Annotated in this window: 23 protein-coding genes and 1 pseudogene; all 24 read left to right on the forward strand. The window is 36.4% G+C overall.

The window, feature by feature from the left end:
• Window positions 1–13 precede the first annotated feature (13 nt).
• Entirely contained in the window at window positions 14–304 is a 291-nt protein-coding gene (locus KUA50_RS00290; RefSeq protein ID WP_218457070.1) for an AAA family ATPase, read from the forward strand.
• A 244-nt stretch (window positions 305–548) separates the two neighbouring features.
• The gene (locus KUA50_RS00295; protein WP_218457069.1) at window positions 549–1,187 is read left to right on the forward strand and encodes a hypothetical protein; all 639 of its coding nucleotides are present in this window, start codon (window positions 549–551) and stop codon (window positions 1,185–1,187) included.
• A complete protein-coding gene (locus KUA50_RS00300) occupies window positions 1,180–1,533 on the forward strand; it encodes a hypothetical protein (RefSeq protein ID WP_218457068.1) in 354 nt (117 codons plus the stop codon). The genes KUA50_RS00295 and KUA50_RS00300 overlap by 8 nt, the downstream gene beginning before the upstream one ends.
• 158 nt (window positions 1,534–1,691) lie before the next feature.
• Window positions 1,692–2,783, forward strand: a complete 1,092-nt coding sequence (locus tag KUA50_RS00305; RefSeq protein WP_218457067.1) for a DUF262 domain-containing protein — start codon at window positions 1,692–1,694, stop codon at window positions 2,781–2,783.
• Window positions 2,784–2,814: 31 nt separating this feature from the next.
• Window positions 2,815–3,270 carry a hypothetical protein gene (locus tag KUA50_RS00310; protein ID WP_218457066.1) on the forward strand — a complete coding sequence of 152 codons (456 nt, stop codon included), beginning with the start codon at window positions 2,815–2,817 and terminating at the stop codon, window positions 3,268–3,270.
• Window positions 3,271–4,034: 764 nt separating this feature from the next.
• Window positions 4,035–5,900 carry a glutamine--fructose-6-phosphate transaminase (isomerizing) gene (gene glmS, locus KUA50_RS00315; protein ID WP_218457065.1) on the forward strand — a complete coding sequence of 622 codons (1,866 nt, stop codon included), beginning with the start codon at window positions 4,035–4,037 and terminating at the stop codon, window positions 5,898–5,900.
• 54 nt (window positions 5,901–5,954) lie between these two features.
• Complete coding sequence (locus KUA50_RS00320; RefSeq protein WP_218457064.1) at window positions 5,955–7,277, forward strand: UDP binding domain-containing protein; 1,323 nt, start codon at window positions 5,955–5,957, stop codon at window positions 7,275–7,277.
• Between the two features lie 115 nt (window positions 7,278–7,392).
• Window positions 7,393–8,388: pseudogene (locus KUA50_RS16840) on the forward strand (acyltransferase family protein).
• The gene (locus tag KUA50_RS00330) at window positions 8,388–9,935 is read left to right on the forward strand and encodes a lipopolysaccharide biosynthesis protein (protein WP_218457063.1); all 1,548 of its coding nucleotides are present in this window, start codon (window positions 8,388–8,390) and stop codon (window positions 9,933–9,935) included. Before KUA50_RS16840 ends, KUA50_RS00330 begins: the two are co-directional and overlap by 1 nt.
• Before the next feature lie 7 nt (window positions 9,936–9,942).
• Entirely contained in the window at window positions 9,943–10,788 is an 846-nt protein-coding gene (locus KUA50_RS00335) for a glycosyltransferase family 2 protein (protein ID WP_218457062.1), read from the forward strand.
• Between the two features lie 38 nt (window positions 10,789–10,826).
• The gene (locus KUA50_RS00340) at window positions 10,827–11,729 is read left to right on the forward strand and encodes a glycosyltransferase family A protein (protein WP_218457061.1); all 903 of its coding nucleotides are present in this window, start codon (window positions 10,827–10,829) and stop codon (window positions 11,727–11,729) included.
• A 38-nt stretch (window positions 11,730–11,767) separates the two neighbouring features.
• The gene (locus KUA50_RS00345) at window positions 11,768–12,808 is read left to right on the forward strand and encodes an acyltransferase family protein (protein ID WP_218457060.1); all 1,041 of its coding nucleotides are present in this window, start codon (window positions 11,768–11,770) and stop codon (window positions 12,806–12,808) included.
• Between the two features lie 19 nt (window positions 12,809–12,827).
• A complete protein-coding gene (locus tag KUA50_RS00350; protein WP_218457059.1) occupies window positions 12,828–13,811 on the forward strand; it encodes a hypothetical protein in 984 nt (327 codons plus the stop codon).
• A 15-nt stretch (window positions 13,812–13,826) separates the two neighbouring features.
• Window positions 13,827–14,612, forward strand: coding sequence for a P-loop NTPase fold protein (locus tag KUA50_RS00355; protein WP_218457058.1), 786 nt, complete (start codon window positions 13,827–13,829; stop codon window positions 14,610–14,612).
• Entirely contained in the window at window positions 14,602–15,225 is a 624-nt protein-coding gene (locus KUA50_RS00360; protein ID WP_218457057.1) for a hypothetical protein, read from the forward strand. Before KUA50_RS00355 ends, KUA50_RS00360 begins: the two co-directional genes overlap by 11 nt.
• A 40-nt stretch (window positions 15,226–15,265) precedes the next feature.
• Window positions 15,266–16,081 (forward strand): glycosyltransferase family 2 protein, encoded by an 816-nt coding sequence (locus KUA50_RS00365; protein ID WP_218457056.1) that lies wholly within the window; start codon window positions 15,266–15,268, stop codon window positions 16,079–16,081.
• A gap of 58 nt (window positions 16,082–16,139) precedes the next feature.
• Window positions 16,140–17,258 (forward strand): HEPN domain-containing protein, encoded by a 1,119-nt coding sequence (locus KUA50_RS00370; protein ID WP_218457055.1) that lies wholly within the window; start codon window positions 16,140–16,142, stop codon window positions 17,256–17,258.
• A 39-nt stretch (window positions 17,259–17,297) separates the two neighbouring features.
• Window positions 17,298–17,945, forward strand: a complete 648-nt coding sequence (locus tag KUA50_RS00375; RefSeq protein ID WP_218457054.1) for a hypothetical protein — start codon at window positions 17,298–17,300, stop codon at window positions 17,943–17,945.
• Window positions 17,946–17,950: 5 nt separating this feature from the next.
• The gene (locus tag KUA50_RS00380; protein ID WP_218457053.1) at window positions 17,951–19,147 is read left to right on the forward strand and encodes a DGQHR domain-containing protein; all 1,197 of its coding nucleotides are present in this window, start codon (window positions 17,951–17,953) and stop codon (window positions 19,145–19,147) included.
• 12 nt (window positions 19,148–19,159) lie between these two features.
• The gene (locus KUA50_RS00385) at window positions 19,160–19,867 is read left to right on the forward strand and encodes a CatB-related O-acetyltransferase (protein WP_256624270.1); all 708 of its coding nucleotides are present in this window, start codon (window positions 19,160–19,162) and stop codon (window positions 19,865–19,867) included.
• On the forward strand, window positions 19,851–20,723 hold the full coding sequence (locus tag KUA50_RS00390; RefSeq protein WP_218457052.1) for a hypothetical protein: 873 nt from the start codon (window positions 19,851–19,853) through the stop codon (window positions 20,721–20,723). The genes KUA50_RS00385 and KUA50_RS00390 overlap by 17 nt, the downstream gene beginning before the upstream one ends.
• A 53-nt stretch (window positions 20,724–20,776) precedes the next feature.
• Window positions 20,777–21,715: a hypothetical protein gene (locus KUA50_RS00395; protein WP_218457051.1), complete on the forward strand. Its 939-nt coding sequence runs from the start codon at window positions 20,777–20,779 to the stop codon at window positions 21,713–21,715.
• Between the two features lie 59 nt (window positions 21,716–21,774).
• Window positions 21,775–22,740 carry a glycosyltransferase gene (locus KUA50_RS00400; RefSeq protein WP_218457050.1) on the forward strand — a complete coding sequence of 322 codons (966 nt, stop codon included), beginning with the start codon at window positions 21,775–21,777 and terminating at the stop codon, window positions 22,738–22,740.
• A 127-nt stretch (window positions 22,741–22,867) separates the two neighbouring features.
• On the forward strand, window positions 22,868–23,728 hold the full coding sequence (locus tag KUA50_RS00405) for an acyltransferase family protein (RefSeq protein WP_218457049.1): 861 nt from the start codon (window positions 22,868–22,870) through the stop codon (window positions 23,726–23,728).
• Window positions 23,729–23,730 lie beyond the last annotated feature (2 nt).

A 23,730-nucleotide genomic window follows, 5' to 3' on the forward strand; every position in this document is an offset into this window, starting at 1 on the left:
TTGATGGTCATTTTTGTTTATAGACAACAAAGGGAACATAGAACGAGTTCCGTTAGAAGTTTTTGAAACCATTAATCCTGATATGATATTATTATTAGAAGCCAGTTCTGATACAATAAGAAAGAGGTTAATAGCTCGTGATTCAAAAGAATATTCATTATCCTTCATAAATGATTTTTTGCAAGAAGAAAAAGCGTATGCTAACGAGGTTGCAAATGTTTTAGATATACCTTTTAAAATCTGTTCTCAAGATGAAATGGATGCTCAGATTGAGAATATTTCCTGCTATTTGGAGAGTGAGTAAAAGAATATTGATGGCAAAAAAATAAGCTCATGTTACAAGTCAATGGTTTATGCATAGCTTATCTTGAAGGCTATATTCAGTGTAAGGTAACAGAGTATTTACTTCATGAAAAAGTTCTTAGTTCTGAGCTTGATATATAATAAAGGAACAGGCGGTGAAATGTATGGAACAGTATAAATCTTTTGCAGTTATTATCATAAGTTATGATAGTAGTAAGATTAATCAATAAAAAAAACAAAGAACAATGAAAAGTGAGTATGAACATTTGGGAAAAGAACAATGCAAGCATCTCTCAGTATTCAATTTTAGCGCCAGACATCGATTCGTCTGTTGTATTTTATTAATTGTCGTTTTGGCTTTAGGTTGTTTTGCTTTCTTGGCATCCAACTATAGACAAGCTCAAAATGATATAGTAGCATTACAAAGAAAGGATGCAAAAATATTAGAAGACCTACTCTGTCCGGTGTTTAATCCTCAGAAGAGAGAAACTTATGATATAGAGAAAATAGCCGATTTGTTGGACAGACACCAAAATAGAGTAGAGGCATTGTTGGAAACTGAATATAACAAGTTACAAGCGGATTTTAATATTTTGATGTTATGGGCGAGTTGTTTGATGATAGTATTTCTTGTCTTTTCGTTATACTCAATATTCAAGACTGATGAAATGTTAGGTAAGGCCGAAAACGAAGCTAATCGGATTCATCAACTTTTGTCCGAATCTAATCAAGCTTGCGAAAATATTACCAATCAGGCTCAAATCGTAATGTCGCAGATGCAGCATTTACCTACAGCACCAGTTCCGCCTCGGCCGCCTTTCAAATCACCAGATGATATGTCCGCAGATGTAGCACAAACAGAAGGAGATAATAGTCATGATTAATGAGACAAGGAGGTGTGTTGCAGCAATTGCTTATATGATGATTGCTGGCAAAGCTGCCAATGGCGTTTTTGATTATACATTAGGTGGCTTCTATAATATGGGCTGTACTTTTAGAGGGAATTATATATCTCTATTTGATTACAGGCGAAGTTGTTATGTATCAGGCTATTTGCCCAATTTGTTTGATTATTCAACGACATCTTATATAAATCTTCGAAAAGGTGTTAATACTATAGATGGTTTTGACTATCATACTGCAAGTTATTTTAATGTTACTGTAAATGGAAGTAATGTCACAATATTTGATTATCAAGTAGCCAAATATTACATGTATTCTGTTTCATAAGTATAAAAATATAACTATTCTACTATTTATATAGTGGAAAATATTAGTGTTCATTTTTTATTGGATACTAATAATTGTGTAGTATTCATAATCATGATATCTTTGAGATTTTGAATAAAGAGAATTTATTTAAATGTAAATTAAATTTGAGGTGAATTATGGAATCAATGACCTTTGCTGATTTTACAGATTTAGAAAATAGAGCGCAAGAAGAGGAGCAAGATGCTTTGGATACAGTGGTTCCTCCTGCAGATATTGTAGCTTTTACAGAACAACGTTCTTGTGCAGATTTGTATAGAATGTGCCAAAAAGGTCAAATAGATCTTTATCCTGATTTTCAGCGTGGTGAAGTTTGGAAAAATAGAGCACAAACCCTTTTTGTTGATAGTATGATTAAACAATTGCCAATTCCAAGTATGTGTATCAGTTTGGATGTACATAGCCAAAAAAGATATGTTATTGACGGATTACAGCGTATTACTACTATCTGTAAGTTTCTAGGTGATAATGACTGGAAATTATCCAAAATTGACGATGTAGATGAAAGAATTTCTGGCAAGAAAAAAGTAGAAATAGAGCAAAATAGTCCAGATATTATTGATATTGTTGAAAATTTAGCGATACCAGTAACTGTGTTACGTTGCGACTATTCTAAAGGTTCTCATATGCAATATTTATTCCAGATTTTTTATCGTTTAAATTCTGGGGGTAACAAGTTGTATAATCAAGAAATTAGAAATTGTATATTTCAAGGCAATTTTAATACATTGCTTAAAGATTTAGCAAGATCTCCTGATTGGTTGAATGCCAATCATCTTACCAAAGAAAAGGTTGAAACATCTAGGTTTAATAATGAAGAGCGTATCTTGAGGTTTTTTGCTTTCTATTATGACCTAGATCGATACAAAGGCAAGCTCGCTTCATTTCTAAATGATTTTATGAGAAGTCATAAAGATTTAACAGAAAATGTGAAAAATGAATATGCAAGTTTGCTATCAAGGAGTTTAAAAGTTGCTATGGAGATTGAGAAACTTTCTACGTCTAAAAATGTTTTTGAAGCCGTTTTGATTGGTATTGCAGCAAATATAAGTGCTTTGGAAACTAAAGGGGCTGATGTTATCAATAAACTTTATAAAGATGTTGAAGGAGATAAGAACTTCTCTGAGGAGGCCTTGAAGGAAGGTCTAGGTTCATTGGAGAAGGTTCAAAACCGTATAAATGCGGCTAAAATAATATTTGCTCGTGGTTAATTATACTGATATAGAAGCAAAATTGAAAAGGTTGGATACAGAATATAATAATAGTATCTTGGATCCGGATTTACCTATTTTTTATTCTAAACTAGCTGTCATTGAATTCTCGGGATGGATAGAAGATTCTGTGGATTCTATTGTCTATGACTATATCGATAATCATATTGTTGATCCTATAGTTAAACAAAATATTAAAAAGAATATCAAAGGAAATTTTGGCTTCAATTATTATAGCAATCTCTTTAAAGTGTTTACTTCTGTATTGGGTGTAGATACATGGGAGAATATAGAAGATAAGTTGAAACCACAGAATTTAGTAGATTTGGTAAATGTTACAAGTACTTTTACGGGTATAAGGAATAAAGCTGCTCATTCTTCTATTGTTGTAATGGCTACATTTTCAAGTCCATCGACGACTATAGCAGCTTACAATAAAGTTAAGCCTGCAATAATGATTATAGAAAATGAGATTGCTTCTTTGTAAACGTTTCCCTACTCTCCGCGAGCATCCAGATTATGTAGTCTAAGTTGTTGAAAAAGAATTGAATATATCGTTCTTCCAATTTTGGATAAAATCTTGTACTTTTGCAGACGAGTTCCAAATGGCTCTGATTTGCTGCGATTCGTACAAAAAATATTTTCTTAGATTGTGTCTCTGGTTTTTCGTTATGAATTCCTGAAATGTGTTGGCCGTTTCAAGGGTGATTGGCATGCCGAAACACTTACTTGGCTATACAGATAGTGTAAATTCATAAAATCGATAACTATTATGATGTACAATATAAATATTAAGGAATCTGCTCAAAAGAAGATTATAGTTGAAGCTTTAAAGACGATGATTCGTAACAACAATCCTGAGCCTCAGGCAACATATCTTTGTGATCAATTGGAGGATGCGAGTAGAGTAGCTGATTGTTTGGAGGAAATCTTTAAGCAGTTAAGGTCGTATCACAATGATGGACTATAATCATGCGGTCCTATCCCGCATAACCCCTCTGACGAGACCTCTGATGGTCCGTCAACCTTATAGCGCAGCGGTTAAGAGCGACAGGGAGGAGCGGTTTCTTCTTTTCCCCTGAGGGGAGAAGACCGAGAAGAGAGGTGGAGCCTTCTTTAATGGTAAAGAAGGACGGGTTGATTTTAGAAAAAAACTATACTCATACCCGTGTGTACTTTATATATAGCCGCAACTATAATAAAACAAAAAATACAATACAAATCAGAATATAACGACATAACCATAAATTTATGTGTGGAATAGTAGGATATATAGGACAAAACGAAGCATATCCAGTCCTGATAGCAGGACTGAAGAAACTTGAATATAGAGGATATGACAGTGCCGGAGTAGCACTCGTCAATGGAGAGGACAAACTCAATGTCTATAAGACAAAGGGCAAGGTAGCAAACTTGGAAGAACTCGCAGCAGACAAAGACTGCGGAGGCCATATCGGTATAGCCCATACCCGATGGGCAACACATGGCGAACCATCAGCCGAAAATGCACATCCCCATGTCAGTATGAGTGGTGACCTGGCTTTGGTACATAATGGCATCATCGAGAACTACCAGGTGCTGAAAGAACAACTCATAGCACGCGGTTATCAGTTCAAGAGCACAACAGATACCGAGGTGCTGGTACAGTTGATAGACTCATACTATCAGCAGAATGGCAAAGATTTGGTGTCAGCCGTTTGCCAGTCACTGAATGATGTAGTGGGCGCCTATGCCATAGCAGTCATCGAATGCAAGAACCCCACTCACATTGTGGCAGCCCGCCAGTCAAGTCCATTGGTGGTAGGAGTAGGAGCCGACAAGCAAGACTTCTATATCGCCAGTGATGCCACTCCTATCGTAGAATATACCGACCAGGTAGTCTATCTCGAAGACGGTCAGATAGCAGAAATCAGAATCGGCAAGGATATAGAGATGATCAATCTCAACCATAAGTTATGCGATTATGCCATCAAGACCGTAGACCTCGACATCTCCAAACTCAGCAAGGGAGGCTTCGACCATTTCATGCTGAAAGAGATCTACGACCAGCCCCAGTGCCTGAAAGACTGTATGAGTGGTCGCCTGTTTGCGGATAAGGACAATCCATCCAACAACCACATCGTGTTGTCAGCCCTTACAGACTATAAAGACCGACTCATGTCAGCCAAGCATATCATCATCGTAGCTTGCGGAACAAGTTGGCATGCAGCCCTCATCGGCAAGCAGCTCATAGAGAAGATGTGTCGCAAGCGAGTAGAAGTAGAGTATGCCAGCGAGTTCCGTTATGGCGAACCCGTCATCGAATCCGATGATGTAGTGATAGCCATAAGCCAGAGTGGCGAGACTGCCGATACCTTGGCAGCCATTCAACTTGCCAAGCAGCATGGAGCGTTGATCTTCGGCATCGTCAATGGCATAGGCTCATCCATCGCCCGAGAAACAGATACAGGTATCTACATTCATGTAGGTCCCGAGATAGGCGTGGCGAGTACCAAGGCATTCACCGGTCAGGTCACCGTCCTTACCTTCTTTGCCTTGGCGTTAGGTCATGAGCTTGGCACCCTTTCCGAAAAAGACTATGTAGAGACCATCGCCGAGTTGGCAGAGATACCCGGCAAGATGGAGAAAGTGTTGGAGCAGACGCCATCGATCTCCCGACTGGCTAAAGTATTCACCTATGCACATAATTTCATCTATCTCGGTCGAGGATTCAACTATCCCGTAGCATTAGAGGGAGCCTTGAAGCTAAAGGAAATCAGTTATATCCATGCCGAAGGTTATCCTGCAGCAGAGATGAAACATGGTCCGATAGCCTTGGTAGATACCGATATGCCGATCGTCTTCCTTGCTACACATCACCAGCTGTATGAGAAGATCATCAGCAATATGCAGGAAGTAAAATCCCGCAACGGACGCATCCTGGCTATTGTTACCGAAGGCGACAAACAAGTCAAGGCGATAGCCGATTCTGTGATAGAAATACCGCAGACCCTCAATGCATTGGTACCTCTTCTCAGCGTCGTTCCCCTGCAGATACTTGCGTATTATGTGGCAGTAGATAAGGGATTGAATGTAGATATGCCAAGAAATCTGGCAAAGAGTGTGACGGTAGAATAAAGGCAGAATAAATCCAAATTCTGAAGGACATAGTTAAACATAATCATAGAATCTATGAATAATTTCAACGATATAAAAATAGCAGTAGCCGGAACAGGCTACGTTGGTCTGAGTATAGCAACCCTGTTGTCTCAGCACCATCATGTAACAGCAGTAGATGTAATCCCCGAAAAGGTGGAGAAACTCAACAATAGAGTTTCTCCCATTCAGGACGATTACATTGAGAAGTATCTGACAGAGAAGAAACTGAATCTGACAGCAACCCTCGATGGCAAATCAGCTTATGCTGATGCCGACTTCGTGGTGATAGCAGCACCAACCAACTACGACCCAGTAAAGAACTACTTCGATACAACCCATGTCGAGGAAGTGATTGACCTGGTATTGGAGGTGAACCCAGACGCAGTGATGGTTATTAAGAGTACCATCCCTGTGGGCTATACCCGCAGCCTTTACCTGAAGTATGCCAAGAAGGGCGTCAAGAAGTTCAATCTCCTTTTCTCACCAGAGTTCCTTCGTGAAAGTAAGGCACTCTATGATAATCTTTATCCAAGCCGTATTATCGTAGGCTATCCCAAGATTATCGACCGCCCTGAGTTTGCAGAAGAAAACGAGGCCATCATGAGAGTTACCGATGTCGAGGAGATGAAAGAAGCAGCCAAAACCTTTGCAGCACTCTTGCAGGAAGGTGCTATCAAGGAGAACATTGACACCTTGTTCATGGGCATGAAGGAAGCCGAGGCAGTGAAACTCTTCGCTAATACCTATTTGGCATTGCGAGTAAGCTACTTCAACGAACTTGATACCTATGCAGAAGTAAAAGGTCTCGATACCAAGGCCATTATTGATGGAGTAGGACTCGACCCACGTATCGGTACACACTATAACAACCCAAGCTTCGGTTATGGAGGTTATTGCTTGCCCAAGGACACCAAGCAGCTCCTGGCAAACTATGCCGATGTGCCGGAAAACCTTATCGAGGCAATCGTTGAATCTAACCGCACTCGCAAGGACTACATAGCAGATGCAGTATTGAAGAAAGCAGGCTGGTACAGTTATTCTGAGAACAATCAGTTTGGAGCTGAGGTCAATTCATGCGTCATCGGTGTTTATCGTCTGACGATGAAATCCAATTCCGATAACTTCCGCCAGTCAGCCATTCAGGGTATTATGAAACGTATCAAGGCAAAGGGTGCAGAGGTCATCATCTACGAGCCGACCCTTGAAGACGGCAGCACTTTCTTCGGTAGCAAGGTCGTTAACGATCTGGATGCCTTCAAGACAGAAAGCCTTGCAATCATCGCTAACCGCTATGACGCATGTCTGGACGATGTAAAGGATAAGGTTTACACACGAGATATATTTAGAAGAGATTAGAAATAAAATAATAGTTTCAATGTTGAGTCAAAATAAACTTACCCCTCCCGAATCTAAAGCGGCACAAAAGCCAAATCAGCGCCAATCAGGAATAGAACTTCTTCGCATTGTGAGTATGTTCTTAGTACTATTGTTACATTCTCTTTACTATTCTTTAGGACGTCCAACTGCTGAAGACTATGTAAATAGTGGTGTAGAGATGGTGTTGCGCACAGAGTTTGAGGCAATAAGCCTTGTTTGTGTCAACGTGTTTGTTATGATATCAGGATGGTTTGGAATAAAGATAAAGATAAAACGACTTGCAGAATTCATATACTAGTGGTTGTTTCTTGCAGTCTTTGTCGTCGCAGTTTTGTTGATTAGTGGTATACGTTTCCCGATAGGAGACTATAAATATCTCATAGGTTCATACCAATTCTATTGGTTCATCTATGCATATTTATTTCTTTATATCCTTTCGCCTATCCTGAATTCTTTCATCAACAACTCTCCTCAAAAAGATTGCAAATTGGTACTTGTGCTGTATTGGATTTTCATGATATTGTTTGGCTGGATTCAACCACTCTACTATATTAAGTTTGGTTTATCTCCGATACTTTTTATCGGACTATATCTCACAGCCAGATATGTACATGTTTATCGTCCTCGTTGGTCTACACATGGAGTAAAGCATGATTTGACATTGTTTCTGATATTAACATCCGTGTCAGCAATGATAATGATGCTGATCACATATTGTTCATCAAGTGCCCATCTGGTTTACAAATCCTATGGTATGTTTATGTCGTATGTCAATCCTTTGTCAGTGTTGGCATCTACCTATCTTTTATTGGCTTTTTCTAAAATAAAATTTTATAGTAAAGTCGTTAATAAGGTAGCAGCATCCGCATTTGCAGTATATCTCCTGCATTCCAACTATGCCGTATTTGAGACATACTTCACAAAAGTTATCAACATTATACATACTGAATATTCAGGGATATTATATCCCATTATTACCCTTTCGTTTTTGGTCGCAGTATTCATCCTTTCGGTGTTAGCAGACCAATTACGCATATACAGTTATGCATTCATCGCTAAAAAAGCAGAAAAGAAATTACTAAATAAATAATGGCAGAATCAAGAACAGTTAAAAGTTTAAAAAACGCTCAAGTATCATTTTTCTACTATGTAGTGTTTATGATACTTGGCTTTTGGTCAAGAAAGATATTCTTTGATTATCTTGGTCCAGAGGTAGTAGGTTTGGAATCCACGGCAGGTAATTTGCTAGGATTTCTTAATCTGGCAGAGTTGGGCATTGGCATGTCGGTGACATATTTCCTATATAGACCTTTATTTTCAAAAGATTATGACGAAATCAACAGAATTGTAGCCTTACAAGGATGGATTTATCGAAGGGTTGCATATTTAGTTATAGCAGGTGCTATTGTTTTAATGTGCTTCTTCCCTCAGATATTTCGTGGGATGAAACTTCCTTTGTGGTATGCGTATGCCGTATTTGGAATTTTCTTGTTTAATTCTTTACTTGGCTACTTTATTAATTATCGTCAAATCGTTCTTAATACAGACCAAAAGGGGTACAAGGTAACACGAGTAACAACTGGTGTAAGTGTGGCATTGAAAATTTTGCAAATCTTCATGCTGCCTATTGTGCCTAATCCTTTTCTATTTTATATAGGTACAAGCTTGTTTTCAACCTTGTTTGGTTGCTGGTGGTTGAATAGAACAATTGATAAAGATTACCCATGGCTGAAAACAACAGGCTATCAAGGTCGGAAGTTATTAAAAGCATATCCTGATATAATTAAGAAGACAAAGCAATTGTTCATTCATCGTATTACTGCTGTTTTACTCTTTCAAGGTACACCATTTATAATGTATGCCTTTTCTACTTTGTCGATAGTTGCTTATTATGCTAATTATCTATTACTAGTAGGAAAGTTTAAAGATGTCCTCAGTATGGTATATAGCAGTATGGGAGCTGCTGTGGGAAGTCTGATAGCAGAAGGTGATAAACAAAAAATTGAGCGACGTTTTTGGGAATTGTACGATTCTCGCTTTTGTATAGCTGCTGTTGCTTTGATTTGCGTGTATTTCTTGTCGCATCCGTTTATTGCTCTTTGGTTGGGTGAAAAGTATGTTATGGGACAATTCTTGCTGATTTTGCTTATTCTTGATCAAAGCATTTATATCACTCGCCTTACGGTTGATCATTATATCAATGGTTATGGAATATTTAAAGATGTGTGGGCCCCGATGGCAGAAGGGGCAATCAATATTTCTGCAGCATTAGGTTTCGGTTATCTCATTGGTTATGAAGGCGTAATCCTTGGAAGTATCTTGTCACAGGTAATTATCATTTGCATTTGGAAACCAATTCTTCTGTTTCATGATGGTTTGAAATTATCAGTATTGATTTATTTCCGCCGTGTTATTTTTAGATATATCGTTGTCGTATTGGACGTTGTTGCTCTGACGTATTTATTCGACATCATATTACCTCATCGTATGAGCAATTACTTTGCTTTTGCAGGATATTCAATGATTGTATTAAGTATCGTATCTGTTCTTTTGTTTGGAGAATTCTTAGTCTTCTCACAGGGAACAAGAGATTTCTTCAAGCGCATATCAGGAGTAATACATCATAAATTTAATTAATGTGAATATGATTCCAAAGATATCAGTTATTGTTCCTTGTTATAATCAAGGAAAATATTTGGCAGAAGCGTTGGATTCTGTCATCAATCAAACATTGAGTGATTGGGAATGTATCATTGTTGATGATGGCTCTACTGACGACTCTGCAGAAATAGCAAAGTTGTATGTAGAGAAAGACAAGCGAATACATTATGTGTTTCAACAGAATTCTGGACCGTCTGCTGCAAGAAATAGAGGAGTAAACTTAACCTCAGCTCCTTTGCTGTTTTTCTTGGACGGTGATGACATTATAGATAAGGTCTTGTTAGAAGAAGGATTTAATTATATGTACTCTCATCCAAACTGTATTCTTTATTATACTGGTGCAGAATATTTTGGAAATCGAAAGGGAGAATTTGTATTGCGTTATTCTTCTTATCGAGATTTGTTGATTGCGAATAGCATAGATTGTGCTTGTATTGTTCGTCGCAATGACTTTAATAGAATTAAGGGATTTGATGAGCAGTTACGAGGCTATGAAGATTGGGAATTTTTTATTCGACTTCTTTATCATAATGATACAATTTATAAGGAGCCTAAACTACTGTTCCACTACAGAGTTACGGACAGCGCTACAAGTGTAAACTTTCAAGCAAAAGCCAAAAACGAAGAGAAAACTATGTATATCTATCGTAAGCATATAGACAAATACGAAGAATACTATGGTACCCCTTTCAATGTTACTCGTGAGTTTAATCGCCTTTCTAAAGAATTGAATGGGATTTTAAACTCAAATAGTTATAAAGTGGGAGAGAAAATACTTTCTCCTTTACGATACTTAAAGAAATATTTCAGTTATTTATGTGCAAAGTAAAATATACATTTCTTGTGCCATCATATAAGGCTTCTTTTTTGGAAGAAGCTTTGTTGAGTATCAAGAACCAAACATTCAAGGATTTTAAAGTGTTAATCTCTGATGACTGTTCTCCTGAGCCCCTGAAGCCTATTTATGATAAAGTATGTGGCGGTGATTCTCGTTTTACATTCCGTAGAAATAAAGAGAACATGGGAGGTAAGAGTCTCGTTTCTCATTGGAACCTGCTTGTGGATATGTGTGATACGGAATATCTGATAATGGCAAGTGATGATGATGTTTATGAGCCAAATTTCTTGGAGAAGATAGATGATTTGGTTATAAAATATCCACAAGTAGATATATTGAGAGCACGAGCTAGGAGAGTTGAGGATGGTATGATAACGAGAGCTGATTACAATCTTGATGAATATATGACTTTTGCGCAATTTGCTACTACTTTTGGTGGAACTCCCATTGTAAGTTGTTTGGCAAATTACGTGTTTCGCACATCAAGGTTGAAAGATTTGGGGTATTTCCCTGACTTTCCAACTGCTGCAAAAAGTGATTCTGCCACCGCAATGATAATGGCACAAAATGGAATCGCTTCTACTCATGAGATACTTTTCTCGTTTCGTATTTCCAATGAAAATCTTTCCTCTACATCAGGATATACTAATAATATTATCAATGTAGCTACTGCTAATTTGCTATTTGTTGATTGGTATTCTAGCAATATTAGTCCTTTGTTGGATGAGCTTCCTGTCGATCAGAAGTTTCTAAAACCTTTGGTTGAGAAAGCACATAAATGTCACGTTGAGAATATTCTTCAATTTCTTTTAGCACAAATGAAATTGAATGATCTGATTCGCTTTTTGAAAGCTTTTCATCAACGTGGATATTTGAAAGGGAGTATTGCAAATATGCAGGTATGGAAAAATTGGGTTAAGAAAAGATTGTAAGCAAGAATTTGTTTTTTGAATAATGTTTTTGTAAAAATATGAAAAGTAATAGAAATGTAGCAATCGATGCCATGCGTTTTTTCTTTATGTGCATTTTGTGTCCTTTCCATTGTCCTGCAGTCAATCCTTTTCCTAATGGTTATATTGCCGTTGAGTTTTTCTTCATATTAGCCGGTTTCTTTATTTATCAGTCGTATCGTAAACATTCTGATGTAGGAACAGTCGATTTTACATGGAAGAAGATTAAGCGTTTTTTCTATCCGATGGTTCTCTCTATCATAGCATTGATGTTGTTAGACAGAAAGAAATATATCTATCTAAGTGATTATTCTATAGATGGAATTGTATCACAGTATTTTGTGCATATTCCTGAACTGTTGTTTTGCCAAGGATTGGAATTTATCAAAGTTAACTCGTATATCAATGTAGTTTTGTGGTTTGTCTCCATATTGATCTTTGGGGGGGCAATTATTTTTTCCTTGCTAAAAAATTGTGGGCATAAAGCTATCGCAATAATTATACCGTTAATGGTAATATTAGGAATTACCTATTTAACTAGTTTTGGTGATTGTGGCTTGGTTTGGCGTGAACAATTGAAAGGTTCTCCTTTGAGTTGTGACCTAATGAGAGGTGTTCTGGAGATGGGTATAGGAGTGTTGTTATCATACATATATGATCAAAAAAAAGATAGCTTTAAGAATCAACCTTTACTTGTGAATATTATAGGTTTTATAGGCGCATTTGGCATGTTACTGATAGTATTGTCGTATAACAATTATGATACTTTGGCTTTATTTTTTGTTCCGATGCTAATTTTGGGGTGTGTCAATGCAAAAAGTTGGCTATCGAGAGTTTTTAAAGGTAAGGTTTGGGGATGGCTAGGAGAGTTATCCATGTATATGTATTTCATCCATTCATTTGTCTCTTCATCTTATTATATCGTAGTTTCTAAATTTTCAATCTTGGCAGAATTGCCAAAGGCTGGAATGTTGATAGTGTTTCTATTGGCTAGCCTTTTTGCTGGATATGTCTTGAAATTGCTTTCTGAACATTTGTATCAGAGGACTTTTGCTAAATAATTTCTTTATTGTCTTATAAATGAAAACTCAAATAGTATATACTTTAATTAGTTCTGAAAAGGATTATTTCTTGGAGGAACTATGGGTGTCTCTCCATTCTCTTCGTATATTTCATCCTGAAGTTAGCGTCAAGGTGTTGGTGGATAAGCTTACGGAGAAGTATATGAGGAGATTTCCGAAACTCTGTGACATGATTACGGAGATTGTTGTCGTACCGGTGCCTGAGAATTATAATGCCAAGCAGCGGTCGAGAGAAATCAAAACAACAGTGCGCAATGTTATAGAAGGTGCTTATCTGTTTATTGATACGGATACAGTTATTTGCAAGAAGCTGGATGGTATAGATGAATTGACCTGTAATGTGGCTGCAGTGCCAGATGGGCATCTACCATTGTCTGAGTGTATGTTCTCTCCAACCAAAGGTGTAGAAAAAATGTTTGACATTTCACTTTCTGATGCTAAGTTCTGGTTTAATTCGGGAGTGATGTTTGTAGCCGACAATGATAAAACACGAGAGTTTTACAAGAAATGGCATGAGAATTGGTTGCTCTCTTGTTTTGAGAAAGGCAATAGTCAAGACCAGCCAGCGTTGCTTGCGACAGATAAGCAGTTTGGATATATTATAGAAGAGCTCCCTGGAATCTATGATGCACAAGTTGCAATGTCATTAAAGTATTTTGCTGATGCAGCTATCTTGCATTGGTGGCATATGAGTTTCATCGAAAATCAGGACTATTCACCATATTTCAGTTTACAGATTTATAAAGAGGTGAAGGAATTTGGTGGAATTACATCTCATGTTGAAAATTTGATTCGTAATTGCAAGCAAAGCTTTGTTTCTCCTACTATGCCTGTTGGCAGAGAACAGATTTTCTTCTTATTTTCACCAGCAGGAAAGATTTTCAACAGAATCTATCGTGATGGCGGAGTCGCATCTTTCTTGATGGGGAAGGTGGCGAATTGGTTGGATTGGTTGCATAGAAAAACTAGGAAAAACGTATAAAAACAAGTGAATGCTATGATACTAGACGATAATTTCATCCCTGTTGACGATACAATGGAGAAATTTGAAAACCATTTGCTATCCCATGACAGAGTCATATTATCTGCAAAGTTTGGTGATGGCAAGACATTCTTCTTGAATCAGTTCAAAGAGAAATATAAGAAAGATAAAAACTCTCCATTTGAATTTATCACACTATATCCTGTAAACTACCAGGTCTTGCCGAACAATGACATCTTCAATCTAATTAAGCATGATGTTCTTTTGCAGATGCTACAGCTTAAAATGATTGATGTAAATTATGAGGTGACGGATAAAATGGCTGCTGAATTTTATATTCAAAGCCATTTCGGCTCTGTGGCAGAGACCTTTATTTCCATGCTTTCTGCCGTGGAAGCAAACGATGCCGTATCTAAGGCGGTAATCACAGGTCTCAGAGTTGGAAAGCTGTTCAAGAGTTTGCGAAATAAAATTGACAAGTATAAGGAAGAAATAGATCAGACTTCATTCTTAGATAAATATTTGTCTTCTTTTGATGATAATTCTGTTTATGAGAATGATGTGGTAACGAAAATCATTCGTGATAATATTGAAACATATCAGAAAGTAAACAAGAAACGTATAGTACTTGTCATAGAAGATATGGACAGATTAGACCCAGCACATCTTTTTCGAATTCTGAATGTCTTTACAGCCCAGATGGATTATGGTTATCGTTGCTTTGTGCCAAATGTGAACGATTCTTTAGTTGGCAATAAGTTTGGTGTAAGCAATGTTGTGTTTGTAATGCATGAGGGGTAATACAAAAGCTATCTTCCATCATTTTTATGGTGATGATGCGGATTATAAAGGTTATATGTCTAAATTCTATAACAAAGACATATTTACGTTCTCATTAGCAGAAGAGAAGGAAAAATATGCGATGGCTTTGATTTCACAAGAAACTGATATTCGAGAAGATTATGTGAAAGAGTATTTCTCTAATGACTTCTTGAAAAATAAGACTTTACGAGAAATACGATTTGCGGTCGATAAAGTTGCCGAGCAGTTTCAATCAGTTGAAGTAAAAAAAGGTGTTAGAGCTAATTCTAATTTGTTGAAGTTATTTGTGATTGCAAAAAGATTAGGTGTGTCAAATGACCTTATTATTTTAATTGTTACTCATAAGTTTAAAAAATACGATTATTTTTATGTAGATAGACTTTTGCCATTAATTGCCCAAAATCCTAGGACTAAAGTATTAGAACAGGTCTATGTAAATACTAGGCAAGATGAAGGATTCTTTATCACAGTTAATGGTATATCTGAAGATGGCTTATGTTCACCTTCTCAATTAAAAGTAATAGGGGATTATGGTGATGATAAGAAATTGAAGCAAAGATGTGCATATATGTTATCTTTGTTAGGATATTGAAAAATTCTACTAGATATTTAACGTAAATGAACGAAAAACAATGATTTCCGTAGTAATACCTTTATATAATAAGGAGGCATCCATCAAGCAGTCGCTGATGAGTGTCTTGTCTCAGTCTTACCAAGATTTTGAGGTGGTAATAGTGGATGATGGTTCGACAGATAACTCTGTGGCTAAAGTTGAAGAAATCCAAGACTCTCGTATTCGCTTGATTCGTCAGGGGAATGGAGGACCGAGCAAGGCTCGAAATACTGGTGTGAAGAATGCTAAGGGAGAATGGATCCTGTTTATTGATGCCGATGATGAGATGTTGCCGGATGCCATCTCGAACTTTGCTAAGTACATAGAGAAAATTCCAAATGCTGATATGTTTTTGGCAGAAGTAGTGGTCAATAATGCAGGGAATAAAAAACTGAGCAGAACTTATCAAGATGGCTATGTTAAGAATCCATTCAAGGAGCATGTGTTCGGGCATCTGTACCAATGCTCTGGAACTACAGTTTACAGAAAGAGTATCTGTTTGCAATATCCTTTTGATGAAAAAGTGAGAAGATATGAGGATTTGCAACGAATATTCAAACTCTATCGTCACTTTAGCCTGTGTCTCTGTCATGTTCCTGTAGCCCAAGTAAACTTAGAATATTCTTCTGCCTCTCGTGCTCGCAAGAACATCAAGAAGGATTTCTTGGGCTATCTTGATTTCAAGGGCAAGTCGTTTTGGGAGAAAATGGCATTATTTTCTTTCTTCCTTGGCGAGAGAGAGTATTATAGTGAACAGTGCAAGAAACTCTATCCTTGGCTATATCGTAGATACGATTGGCTGCTGATATATAAGGTGATAGGGTGGATAAAATAAGTTAGATAATTAAAGGAATCTAGAGTTAGCACCAGATTTTCATAATATATTGTTTTGTATGGATATTGATATTTCATTAGGATTGCAAAGTAATAAAGAATCGAATGATTTCTTGCGATGCTTGTGGGCAAACATAAGAAAAGAGTTTGGAAAGATTGCATGGAATCTCTTTCCATTAAAGGTTGAAAATAAAATATTTGTTGGTTATTGTGACATAGGTTTGGATAAAGCGTTGGAAGTTACTTTAAAGGCAAAGATAAAAGGTTGTCTTAGTAGTATTATCTTTTCTATACCAGATGAAATGTCCAATAAAGAACAAATCGAGAGCAGATTAAAAGGGTGTATCACAAAAACTCGACATGGCCTTGGACAATACAAAATTTGGGGTCTTTCCTGCTCTCTAAACAAGTCCGCTAATTTTGGTAAGGTAGAAGGCGTTTCTTTTTCTATTTTGGGGAATAAATTGTCGATAAAAGTAAAAGCTTATGATGAAATTGATGCAAAGACAATGATTATGTCTTTGATTAAGACCATATGTGCTTATATGTCTTTAGATGTTATGGAGTATATATGTGTAGGTACAAGCGCTAACAATAGTGACACTGATGCCTGTGTTGAAGCATGCCAGCAACACTATAAGTCTATTCGGTTGTCAGATGAAATCATCCTGTATATTGATACATTTATTGCGAGCCCTTTTCTATATGAGAATAATTTGTCTGTTTTGGACAAAAGTGTATGCTTGTATGCGCAAGGATTAAGATATTCTGAAATGATATTTCAACATTTAAATTCATTTGAAAACTATGGAGAACTGGCTGTTCTTTATTTTATGTCAGCCTTAGAGGTTATAACTTTAAACGACATAAAACCTGAAACGTGCAAAGAGTGTGGCCAGCAAAGATACTCTATCGCAAGAAGAGTTGTTGATTTTGTTTATGATGTAACAAAAAGTGAGACGATGAAGAAAAAGATGAAGGACTATTATGCATATCGTTCTAAGTTCGTTCATACTGGAGAAATGTTGTCTTCTAGTGATTATGTTGGAACATCAATCCCTTTGCTAAGTATTCGTGAGAAAGATGGAATTATTATGCAGTTGCCTTTCTGCATTGATGAGTTGAAGGATATAGTTAAGAGATGTATTATGAGTCGGTTTCGCAATGGCGTTTCTTGATGATATCTAATTTGTATAATATTCAAAGAAATGATAAGTATGGAAAATGATAAATCGAGAGAACCTTCTGATAGTACAACAGCAGAGTTTATTCTCATATCTTGTATCTTGGCGATTTTGTTCTGTATATGTTGTTGGGTATATGGGGCATTTGTTAAAGTTCCATCATTCCAGCCTATCCGGATAGAAGTTGTGGAATCTGATAAGATGTTAGGCAGTAATTATATTAGTAAAGAAGAAGCCGATAGCCTAATTAGTGTCATGAAAAGACAAGAGCGTATGTTGGAGGATAAATATCAATATGCTCTTGATCAAAAGATGAATGAAGATCGATATTTTTCAATAGGTACGTTTGTCGTGGGAGTCGTAATTTCTGTTTTTGGCTTTTTTGGCTTTAAATCATTAAAATCAATTGAGGAAAAAGCAAAAGAAAATTCTCAAAGATTGGCAACAAAGATTTCGGAAGACGTTACAAAAGAATATCTAAAACAGAGGTTGCAAGGTTTGGTTACCATTGAGTCAGAAAAAATATTAAAATCTTCTGCAGCAGAATCTCTTAAAAAAGAAATTTTGGATTCTGTTTATAAAAAATATGATGAAAAGTTTAATTCCCTATCAGAAGAAGATGTGAGTGAATCCCAACAAACAGAAAATATTAGTGATTCTGATGATAATGATTTATTTTAAATGACATGGCAATGAATGTAAATATTTTGAGTGGTGATGAGAATTCGCAAAAATTGATGTTGCAAGCTTGTGTCCCATTTATGGATTTAAAAGATAACGCTAAATTCTTTTATCGTCAAGATCCAAGTCAAAATCCATATAATACTGGAAATGAAGATAATGATAATTCTTATCAAAGACGAATTGATGAAAAGCGAGTCAAAGAAATCAAGCGATATATAAAAAATGCTATATTAACTGACTACGAACAGAGAAAAGTTGCAGTTATATTCCCTACTGCAATGCTTCTTGCTGTGACGATAGATGATACAAGTTTTTCGGTAGGAGGTATTTCACAATTGACTATGCCGCAAGACTTTTATATAGTAGATGGACAGCATCGATTGTATAGTATGATTTCTTTGTATCAAGACGTAACAAAAGGCTTTTTCCCAACGAAAGAAGATTCTATAGTAAAAGAGTATCTTGAACGTTATCGTTTTAACTGCACGATTATGTTGAACTTTGACATTTGGGAGCAGGCACAGGTGTTTGCAGAAGTCAATTTTAATCAAAAGCGAGTAAGTAAATCCCTTTATTATGATATTTATGGTATGGAATATACTGCAAATGCTTCCGATAGGGAAAAGAATTTTATCTATATCTCACATAAGTTGGTTAAATTTATGAATACAAATGTGGAGTCACCTTTCTACCATAAGATAAAAATGCTGGGTACAGGTCGTGGATATGTTTCCCAGGCATGTATGGCGGAAGCACTGATGTCGCATATGTCTTCTCCTCAAGGTATATGGTATATAGATATGGACAAGGTACAAGGGAAACCTAGTTATCGCTATATGGCGGTGGAATTGATAAGCTTTTATAAAGTTGTACAGAAAGTTTTCCGTGAATATTGGCCTGAGTGTGAAAGGCATAAATCTATACTTACTAAAACTACGGGAGTTGGAGCGATGATAAAGTTGATTGGATATATCCATACAATGTATATTTCTGAAGAAATAAAGGCTGCCATAAAAAAATCTGAAAGCTATTTGTGCAAGCCATATATGGATCGTGTAAATAGCATTTTGTCTTGTTTATTGGATGATGCTAAAGATTTGTTCTCTTTTGAGGGGCATTTTAGTGGTACAGGCGGAAGAGGATTGGAGAGAGCCTTGTATAAAACTATGTGTGGTATATTAAGCGTGAGAGTTAGATAATTAATTTGAATTATGATGTTGAACGCAATTAAGAAAATCCATTTTCTATATAAACTTCTTCTCTATCTATGGCAGAAGAAGCATAATGGTGATAAGGTGAAGTTTTGGTATTCCACGCATATCTCCTATCGTTGCCGATTTGAAGGAATGAATATGGTAGCACAACATAGTTCTTTCTATGGGACGATGGGATATGGTAGTTATATAGGACATGAATGTAATGTGAGTGCAGATATTGGTCGCTTTACTTCGATAGGCCCAAGATGTACTTTTATTAATGGATTACACGCATACAAGTCTCCTTTTGTAACAACCTCTCCTTTGTTCTTTTCCCTTTCTCATGGGAGGAATCCTCAGATGAAAACGTTTGCTAAGGCGCAAATGTTAGATGAATTCAGATATTATGACAAAGAGAGAGAACTAGTTAACAAGATTGGGAATGACTGTTGGATAGGCTTAGAGGTTACCTTGATTGGAGGAGTCGAGATTGCCGATGGAGCAGTGGTTCTTGCTCATGCTGTAGTAACCAAGAATGTGCCACCATACGCAATTGTTGGTGGAGTTCCTGCACGTGTGGTTGGATATAGATATGATAAGGAAACCATTGATTTTTTGTTGCATGTGAAATGGTGGAATAATACACCTGAATGGTTTGAGAAGAATTGGAAACTTCTTACAGATATTGATAAATTGAAAGAATATTATGGAAAAGAACATTAAGAAATTGATATTTGTTTCATTTGCAGATCATCGTTACAGAAATGCGATGAAACGAATGGAAAAATACATTGAGAGCTTTCCATTCACAGAAAAACATTTTTGTGACGAGACCAATACTTTTAGTAAATCTTACTGGCGTAAGTTGAAACCATGGTTCTATCGTCGTGGATTTGGGTATTGGAAATGGAAGGCGGATTTAGTGAAATACTTTTTTGACCAAATGTCTGATGGTGACATTATTGTTTATTCGGATGCAGGAATCGTTTGGAATCATTCAGAAAAAGCTCTTAAAGGGTTCCAAGAATATTTGAATTTGCTGAGTATGGATAAACCTATTTTGACCTTTCAAGAACCATGTATAGAGCAGGAATGGACAAAGGGTGACTTACTAAAAGAAGTGGGAGTGTATGATGATAAAGATATCTGTGCAAGCTTTCAGCTTTGGGGAGGTTGTTTTATATTGATGAAGTCACCTATATCTGAAAAGTTCTTGAATGGGTGGATAGCCCTCAATGATATTTCAAAAGAATTAATTACGGATAAGCGTTCTGTTATCGCCAATAAACCTGGTTTTAAGGAGCATAGACATGATCAAAGCTCATTCTCGCTTATGGCGAAGCTAAGTCCACATATTGAAATCTCATGGAAGGAGACCAATGTGACAGATAGAAGTAATCCAAAAGCGTGGGACAAACTGTGTGATAACCCGATTGTTGGAATGCGAACAAAGGAAATGGGGCGTCCTAAATCTGAGTTGATCAAGAATAAACTATTGCGTCCTTGGCGTATGTTTCTTAATTTCTATTTCCGTAAAGTTAAGGATTATGAAATATCTGGAAAGGGCTATCCCTGGTAAAAGGAAGATATAATTTACTTAGATAATAATCTTATAAATATTTGATATATATAATGGGAAAGATAGTAAAGGCGGTCAAACCGTTTGTTTACAAGAATAATATTAACTTTAAAGTAGCAATCTATAAAGCCTGGGTGGAGGCAGGAGGAAAAAAAGTAGATGCGAGACCTTATGAATTTCTATATAAGAGTCTTTCACATCATCTTTCTCTGCCAACTCTTTTTCAAAACAAAAAGCAAGTATGCCTTCGCTTTTGTGAGGCTATCAGTTTGCGATTTGATACGTTTCCTGATTACTTGTGCTACGAAGTTATCCCTTTGTTTTGGGATTGTTGGCCAGGTTTTTTCAATCAGGTTGCAGAATGGATGAAAAACCATCATGTTCGTACAGCATTTTTCACATCGGTTCAAGTTGCCGAGAAAATGAAGAAACTTTGTCCGAACGTTCATATTTTTCATTTACCAGAGGGAATTGAGACGAATCTTTATAAGGAGGGTAAAAGATTGTCAGAAAGAAAATTTGACTTTTTGGAGTTTGGTAGATGCTGTTATTATGTTGATACAAACTCTTTACCTGATAGTGTTAGAGTATTGAGTAGTGGAGACAAGCACGTTGCATTGACAACAAGAGCAATGTTGATTGACGCCTTGGCTGACTCTAAAATTACAATCTGTTTACCACGAAGTGTCAATCAGCCTGAAATTGCTCAGGGAATCGAAACTTTTACACAACGCTATTGGGAGTGCATGCTTTCAAGAGTTGTTATCATAGGTAAAGCTCCAAAGGAACTGATTGATATTTTGGGTTATAATCCTGTGATAGATTTGGACAAAGACCATTTCGCAGAACAGGTGTTGGATGTTTTAGGGCATTTGGAGGATTACCAAAATCTGGTGGATAAGAATCGTAAAATGGCTTTGAGATTTGGCGATTGGAAAAATCGTGTTGAGTTTATGAGGCAGAAATTGCAAGAGTTAGGATATAGTTTATAATCAGCTGAGGATAGAAACGAAAAGTACCATGTAATATTAATTTCAACATTTTTTGTAATATGAATACAATTCATTGTACCGGTATCGTTATTCTCAATTATAATAATTGGGAAGATACCATAAATTGCATAAAATCCGTAGAAAAGTTCAATACGGCTAAAGTCAAATATATTATAGTTGACAATGGGTCTCCTAAGGAAGGTGTAGTTCAAGCTATTGATGATTTTTTGGTGGATAGCTTTGGTCCTGACTACGACAAGTATATTGAAGGTCAAGCCATCCAAACACCTTTAAAGAAAGTATCTTTTCTGATTAGTGGAACTAATGATGGGTATGCGCAAGGAAACAACAAGGGGCTTGCACTTGCGTATGCTGATAGTGAGATAGATGAGATTCTGATATTGAATAATGATATTCTTTTTGTACAAGATATCATCGAGCCTCTTAGAGTTCAACTATATGATTCGGCAAATTGTGCTATTGTTAGTCCTCTTCTTTTCAAAAAGAACTTGGAGGGCATTGATTACAATTGTGCTAGACGTGAGCATAATCCTTGGGAGATTATCATTGCATATATGTGCATGTACAAGGATTTGTTTGGATTGCTCAAGTACTATGATGGCAAGCAATATTTTTTGAAAGGGCATGATGAACTTTTAAAGAATAAATCTATCGGTATAGATTTGCCAAGTGGGTCATGTATGTTGATGAAGAAGAATGTCCTGAGAAACATAGGAGGCTTTGATCCAAATACGTTCCTATTCTATGAAGAAGACATTCTTTATAAGAAACTGTCCAAGCTAAAATTGAATAGCTATCTAGTTCCAGAGTGCAAATGTATTCATCTTGGTGCCTGTTCTACCAGTAAAACAACGAATTACTTTTCGTTGTCTGCTCAATTTAAGAGTTCTTTGTATTATCTTCATAATTATGTGGATTTATCTGTGATTCAGCGTGTTTGCCTTTTGTTAGGATCCATGGTATTTAGAGTGAAGCTGTGGGCAATTAAAATGCAAAAATCTTAAAACTAAGTTTTGAATTTGATATGAAACGTTTAGATTATTTGGACAATGTAGCAGGAATCCTCATCTGTTTTATGATGTTGGTTCATGTCTTGGCTTGGAACGTCATCCCATTAAGAAATGATTCTTTATGGTTGGAGCCATTGCAATTCTTCATGTACTGGTTCTATTTCAAATCTGGTATGTTCTTCAAGCAACGAACTACACGGAATTTCTTGAACTGGGGGGCAAAAAACTATTATATCCATTTCTCGTATTTTCTCTATTGGGATATATTCTTTATCTGGTAACCATCTATATTAATGGTGATAGAAATTGGATACACTATTTGCTTACACCCATCAAAGAGTTTTTTATCGCTGGAAGTTTTGGCGCAAATGATATATTATGGTTTTTGACATCACTTTTTTGTGTGCAATTTTTATATAATGAATTGATGCTTAGAAAGGTAAATTCTATTCTTATAGTATTTATCGGTTTTACGATTGCATATTTATGTCACTTTTTGAATATACATTCTCCTGAGTATTTGGGTAATATCGCACTCGGTATTAGCATGTATTCTTTGGGACATATTTGTCGTGAAAAGCAGTTTCATGTATATGTTGCAAGTCTTGCTTGTTTGGTTTACATATGCATATTAATCCTTCATCCTTCGCATTTAAACTTACGTTATGACGCATTGAGTGCGGATGGAATCTATAATTTAGCATTAATGTTCACTGTTGCAGGATGTATAGTCATCAATAATGTTTTTCGTTATTTGCCGAATATTCCTGTTGTTCATTATATAGGAAGACATTCTATGGATTTTTATGTAGTACATATGCTAGCATTAAAAACGTTGTGGCTGTTCCCTTTCAAAAGATTTGGAATCGAGGGTTTAACTTTATTTATAATTATGTGTGTAACTTGTCTTATTGTACCGCCTGTCTTTCGGAAGATAACTCCAAAATGGTTGTGGGCAATAAATACTAATAGAGGAGTTTGAAT

Source organism: Segatella hominis, assembly GCF_019249725.2.
Classification (GTDB): domain Bacteria; phylum Bacteroidota; class Bacteroidia; order Bacteroidales; family Bacteroidaceae; genus Prevotella.

Bases quoted from the DNA above. Each gene is read 5' to 3' on its own strand.
- KUA50_RS00335 (WP_218457062.1), top strand. From the start codon at position 9,943: ATGATTCCAAAGATATCAGTTATTGTTCCTTGTTATAATCAAGGAAAA.
- KUA50_RS00365 (WP_218457056.1), top strand. From the start codon at position 15,266: ATGATTTCCGTAGTAATACCTTTATATAATAAGGAGGCATCCATCAAG.
- KUA50_RS00375 (WP_218457054.1), top strand. From the start codon at position 17,298: ATGGAAAATGATAAATCGAGAGAACCTTCTGATAGTACAACAGCAGAG.
- KUA50_RS00370 (WP_218457055.1), top strand. From the start codon at position 16,140: ATGGATATTGATATTTCATTAGGATTGCAAAGTAATAAAGAATCGAAT.
- KUA50_RS00330 (WP_218457063.1), top strand. From the start codon at position 8,388: ATGGCAGAATCAAGAACAGTTAAAAGTTTAAAAAACGCTCAAGTATCA.
- KUA50_RS00305 (WP_218457067.1), top strand. From the start codon at position 1,692: ATGGAATCAATGACCTTTGCTGATTTTACAGATTTAGAAAATAGAGCG.
- KUA50_RS00405 (WP_218457049.1), top strand. From the start codon at position 22,868: ATGGTTGGAGCCATTGCAATTCTTCATGTACTGGTTCTATTTCAAATC.
- KUA50_RS00355 (WP_218457058.1), top strand. From the start codon at position 13,827: ATGATACTAGACGATAATTTCATCCCTGTTGACGATACAATGGAGAAA.
- KUA50_RS00300 (WP_218457068.1), top strand. From the start codon at position 1,180: ATGATTAATGAGACAAGGAGGTGTGTTGCAGCAATTGCTTATATGATG.
- KUA50_RS00360 (WP_218457057.1), top strand. From the start codon at position 14,602: ATGAGGGGTAATACAAAAGCTATCTTCCATCATTTTTATGGTGATGAT.
- KUA50_RS00400 (WP_218457050.1), top strand. From the start codon at position 21,775: ATGAATACAATTCATTGTACCGGTATCGTTATTCTCAATTATAATAAT.
- KUA50_RS00385 (WP_256624270.1), top strand. From the start codon at position 19,160: ATGATGTTGAACGCAATTAAGAAAATCCATTTTCTATATAAACTTCTT.
- glmS (WP_218457065.1), top strand. From the start codon at position 4,035: ATGTGTGGAATAGTAGGATATATAGGACAAAACGAAGCATATCCAGTC.
- KUA50_RS00345 (WP_218457060.1), top strand. From the start codon at position 11,768: ATGAAAAGTAATAGAAATGTAGCAATCGATGCCATGCGTTTTTTCTTT.
- KUA50_RS00390 (WP_218457052.1), top strand. From the start codon at position 19,851: ATGGAAAAGAACATTAAGAAATTGATATTTGTTTCATTTGCAGATCAT.
- KUA50_RS00380 (WP_218457053.1), top strand. From the start codon at position 17,951: ATGGCAATGAATGTAAATATTTTGAGTGGTGATGAGAATTCGCAAAAA.
- KUA50_RS00295 (WP_218457069.1), top strand. From the start codon at position 549: ATGAAAAGTGAGTATGAACATTTGGGAAAAGAACAATGCAAGCATCTC.
- KUA50_RS00395 (WP_218457051.1), top strand. From the start codon at position 20,777: ATGGGAAAGATAGTAAAGGCGGTCAAACCGTTTGTTTACAAGAATAAT.
- KUA50_RS00350 (WP_218457059.1), top strand. From the start codon at position 12,828: ATGAAAACTCAAATAGTATATACTTTAATTAGTTCTGAAAAGGATTAT.
- KUA50_RS00320 (WP_218457064.1), top strand. From the start codon at position 5,955: ATGAATAATTTCAACGATATAAAAATAGCAGTAGCCGGAACAGGCTAC.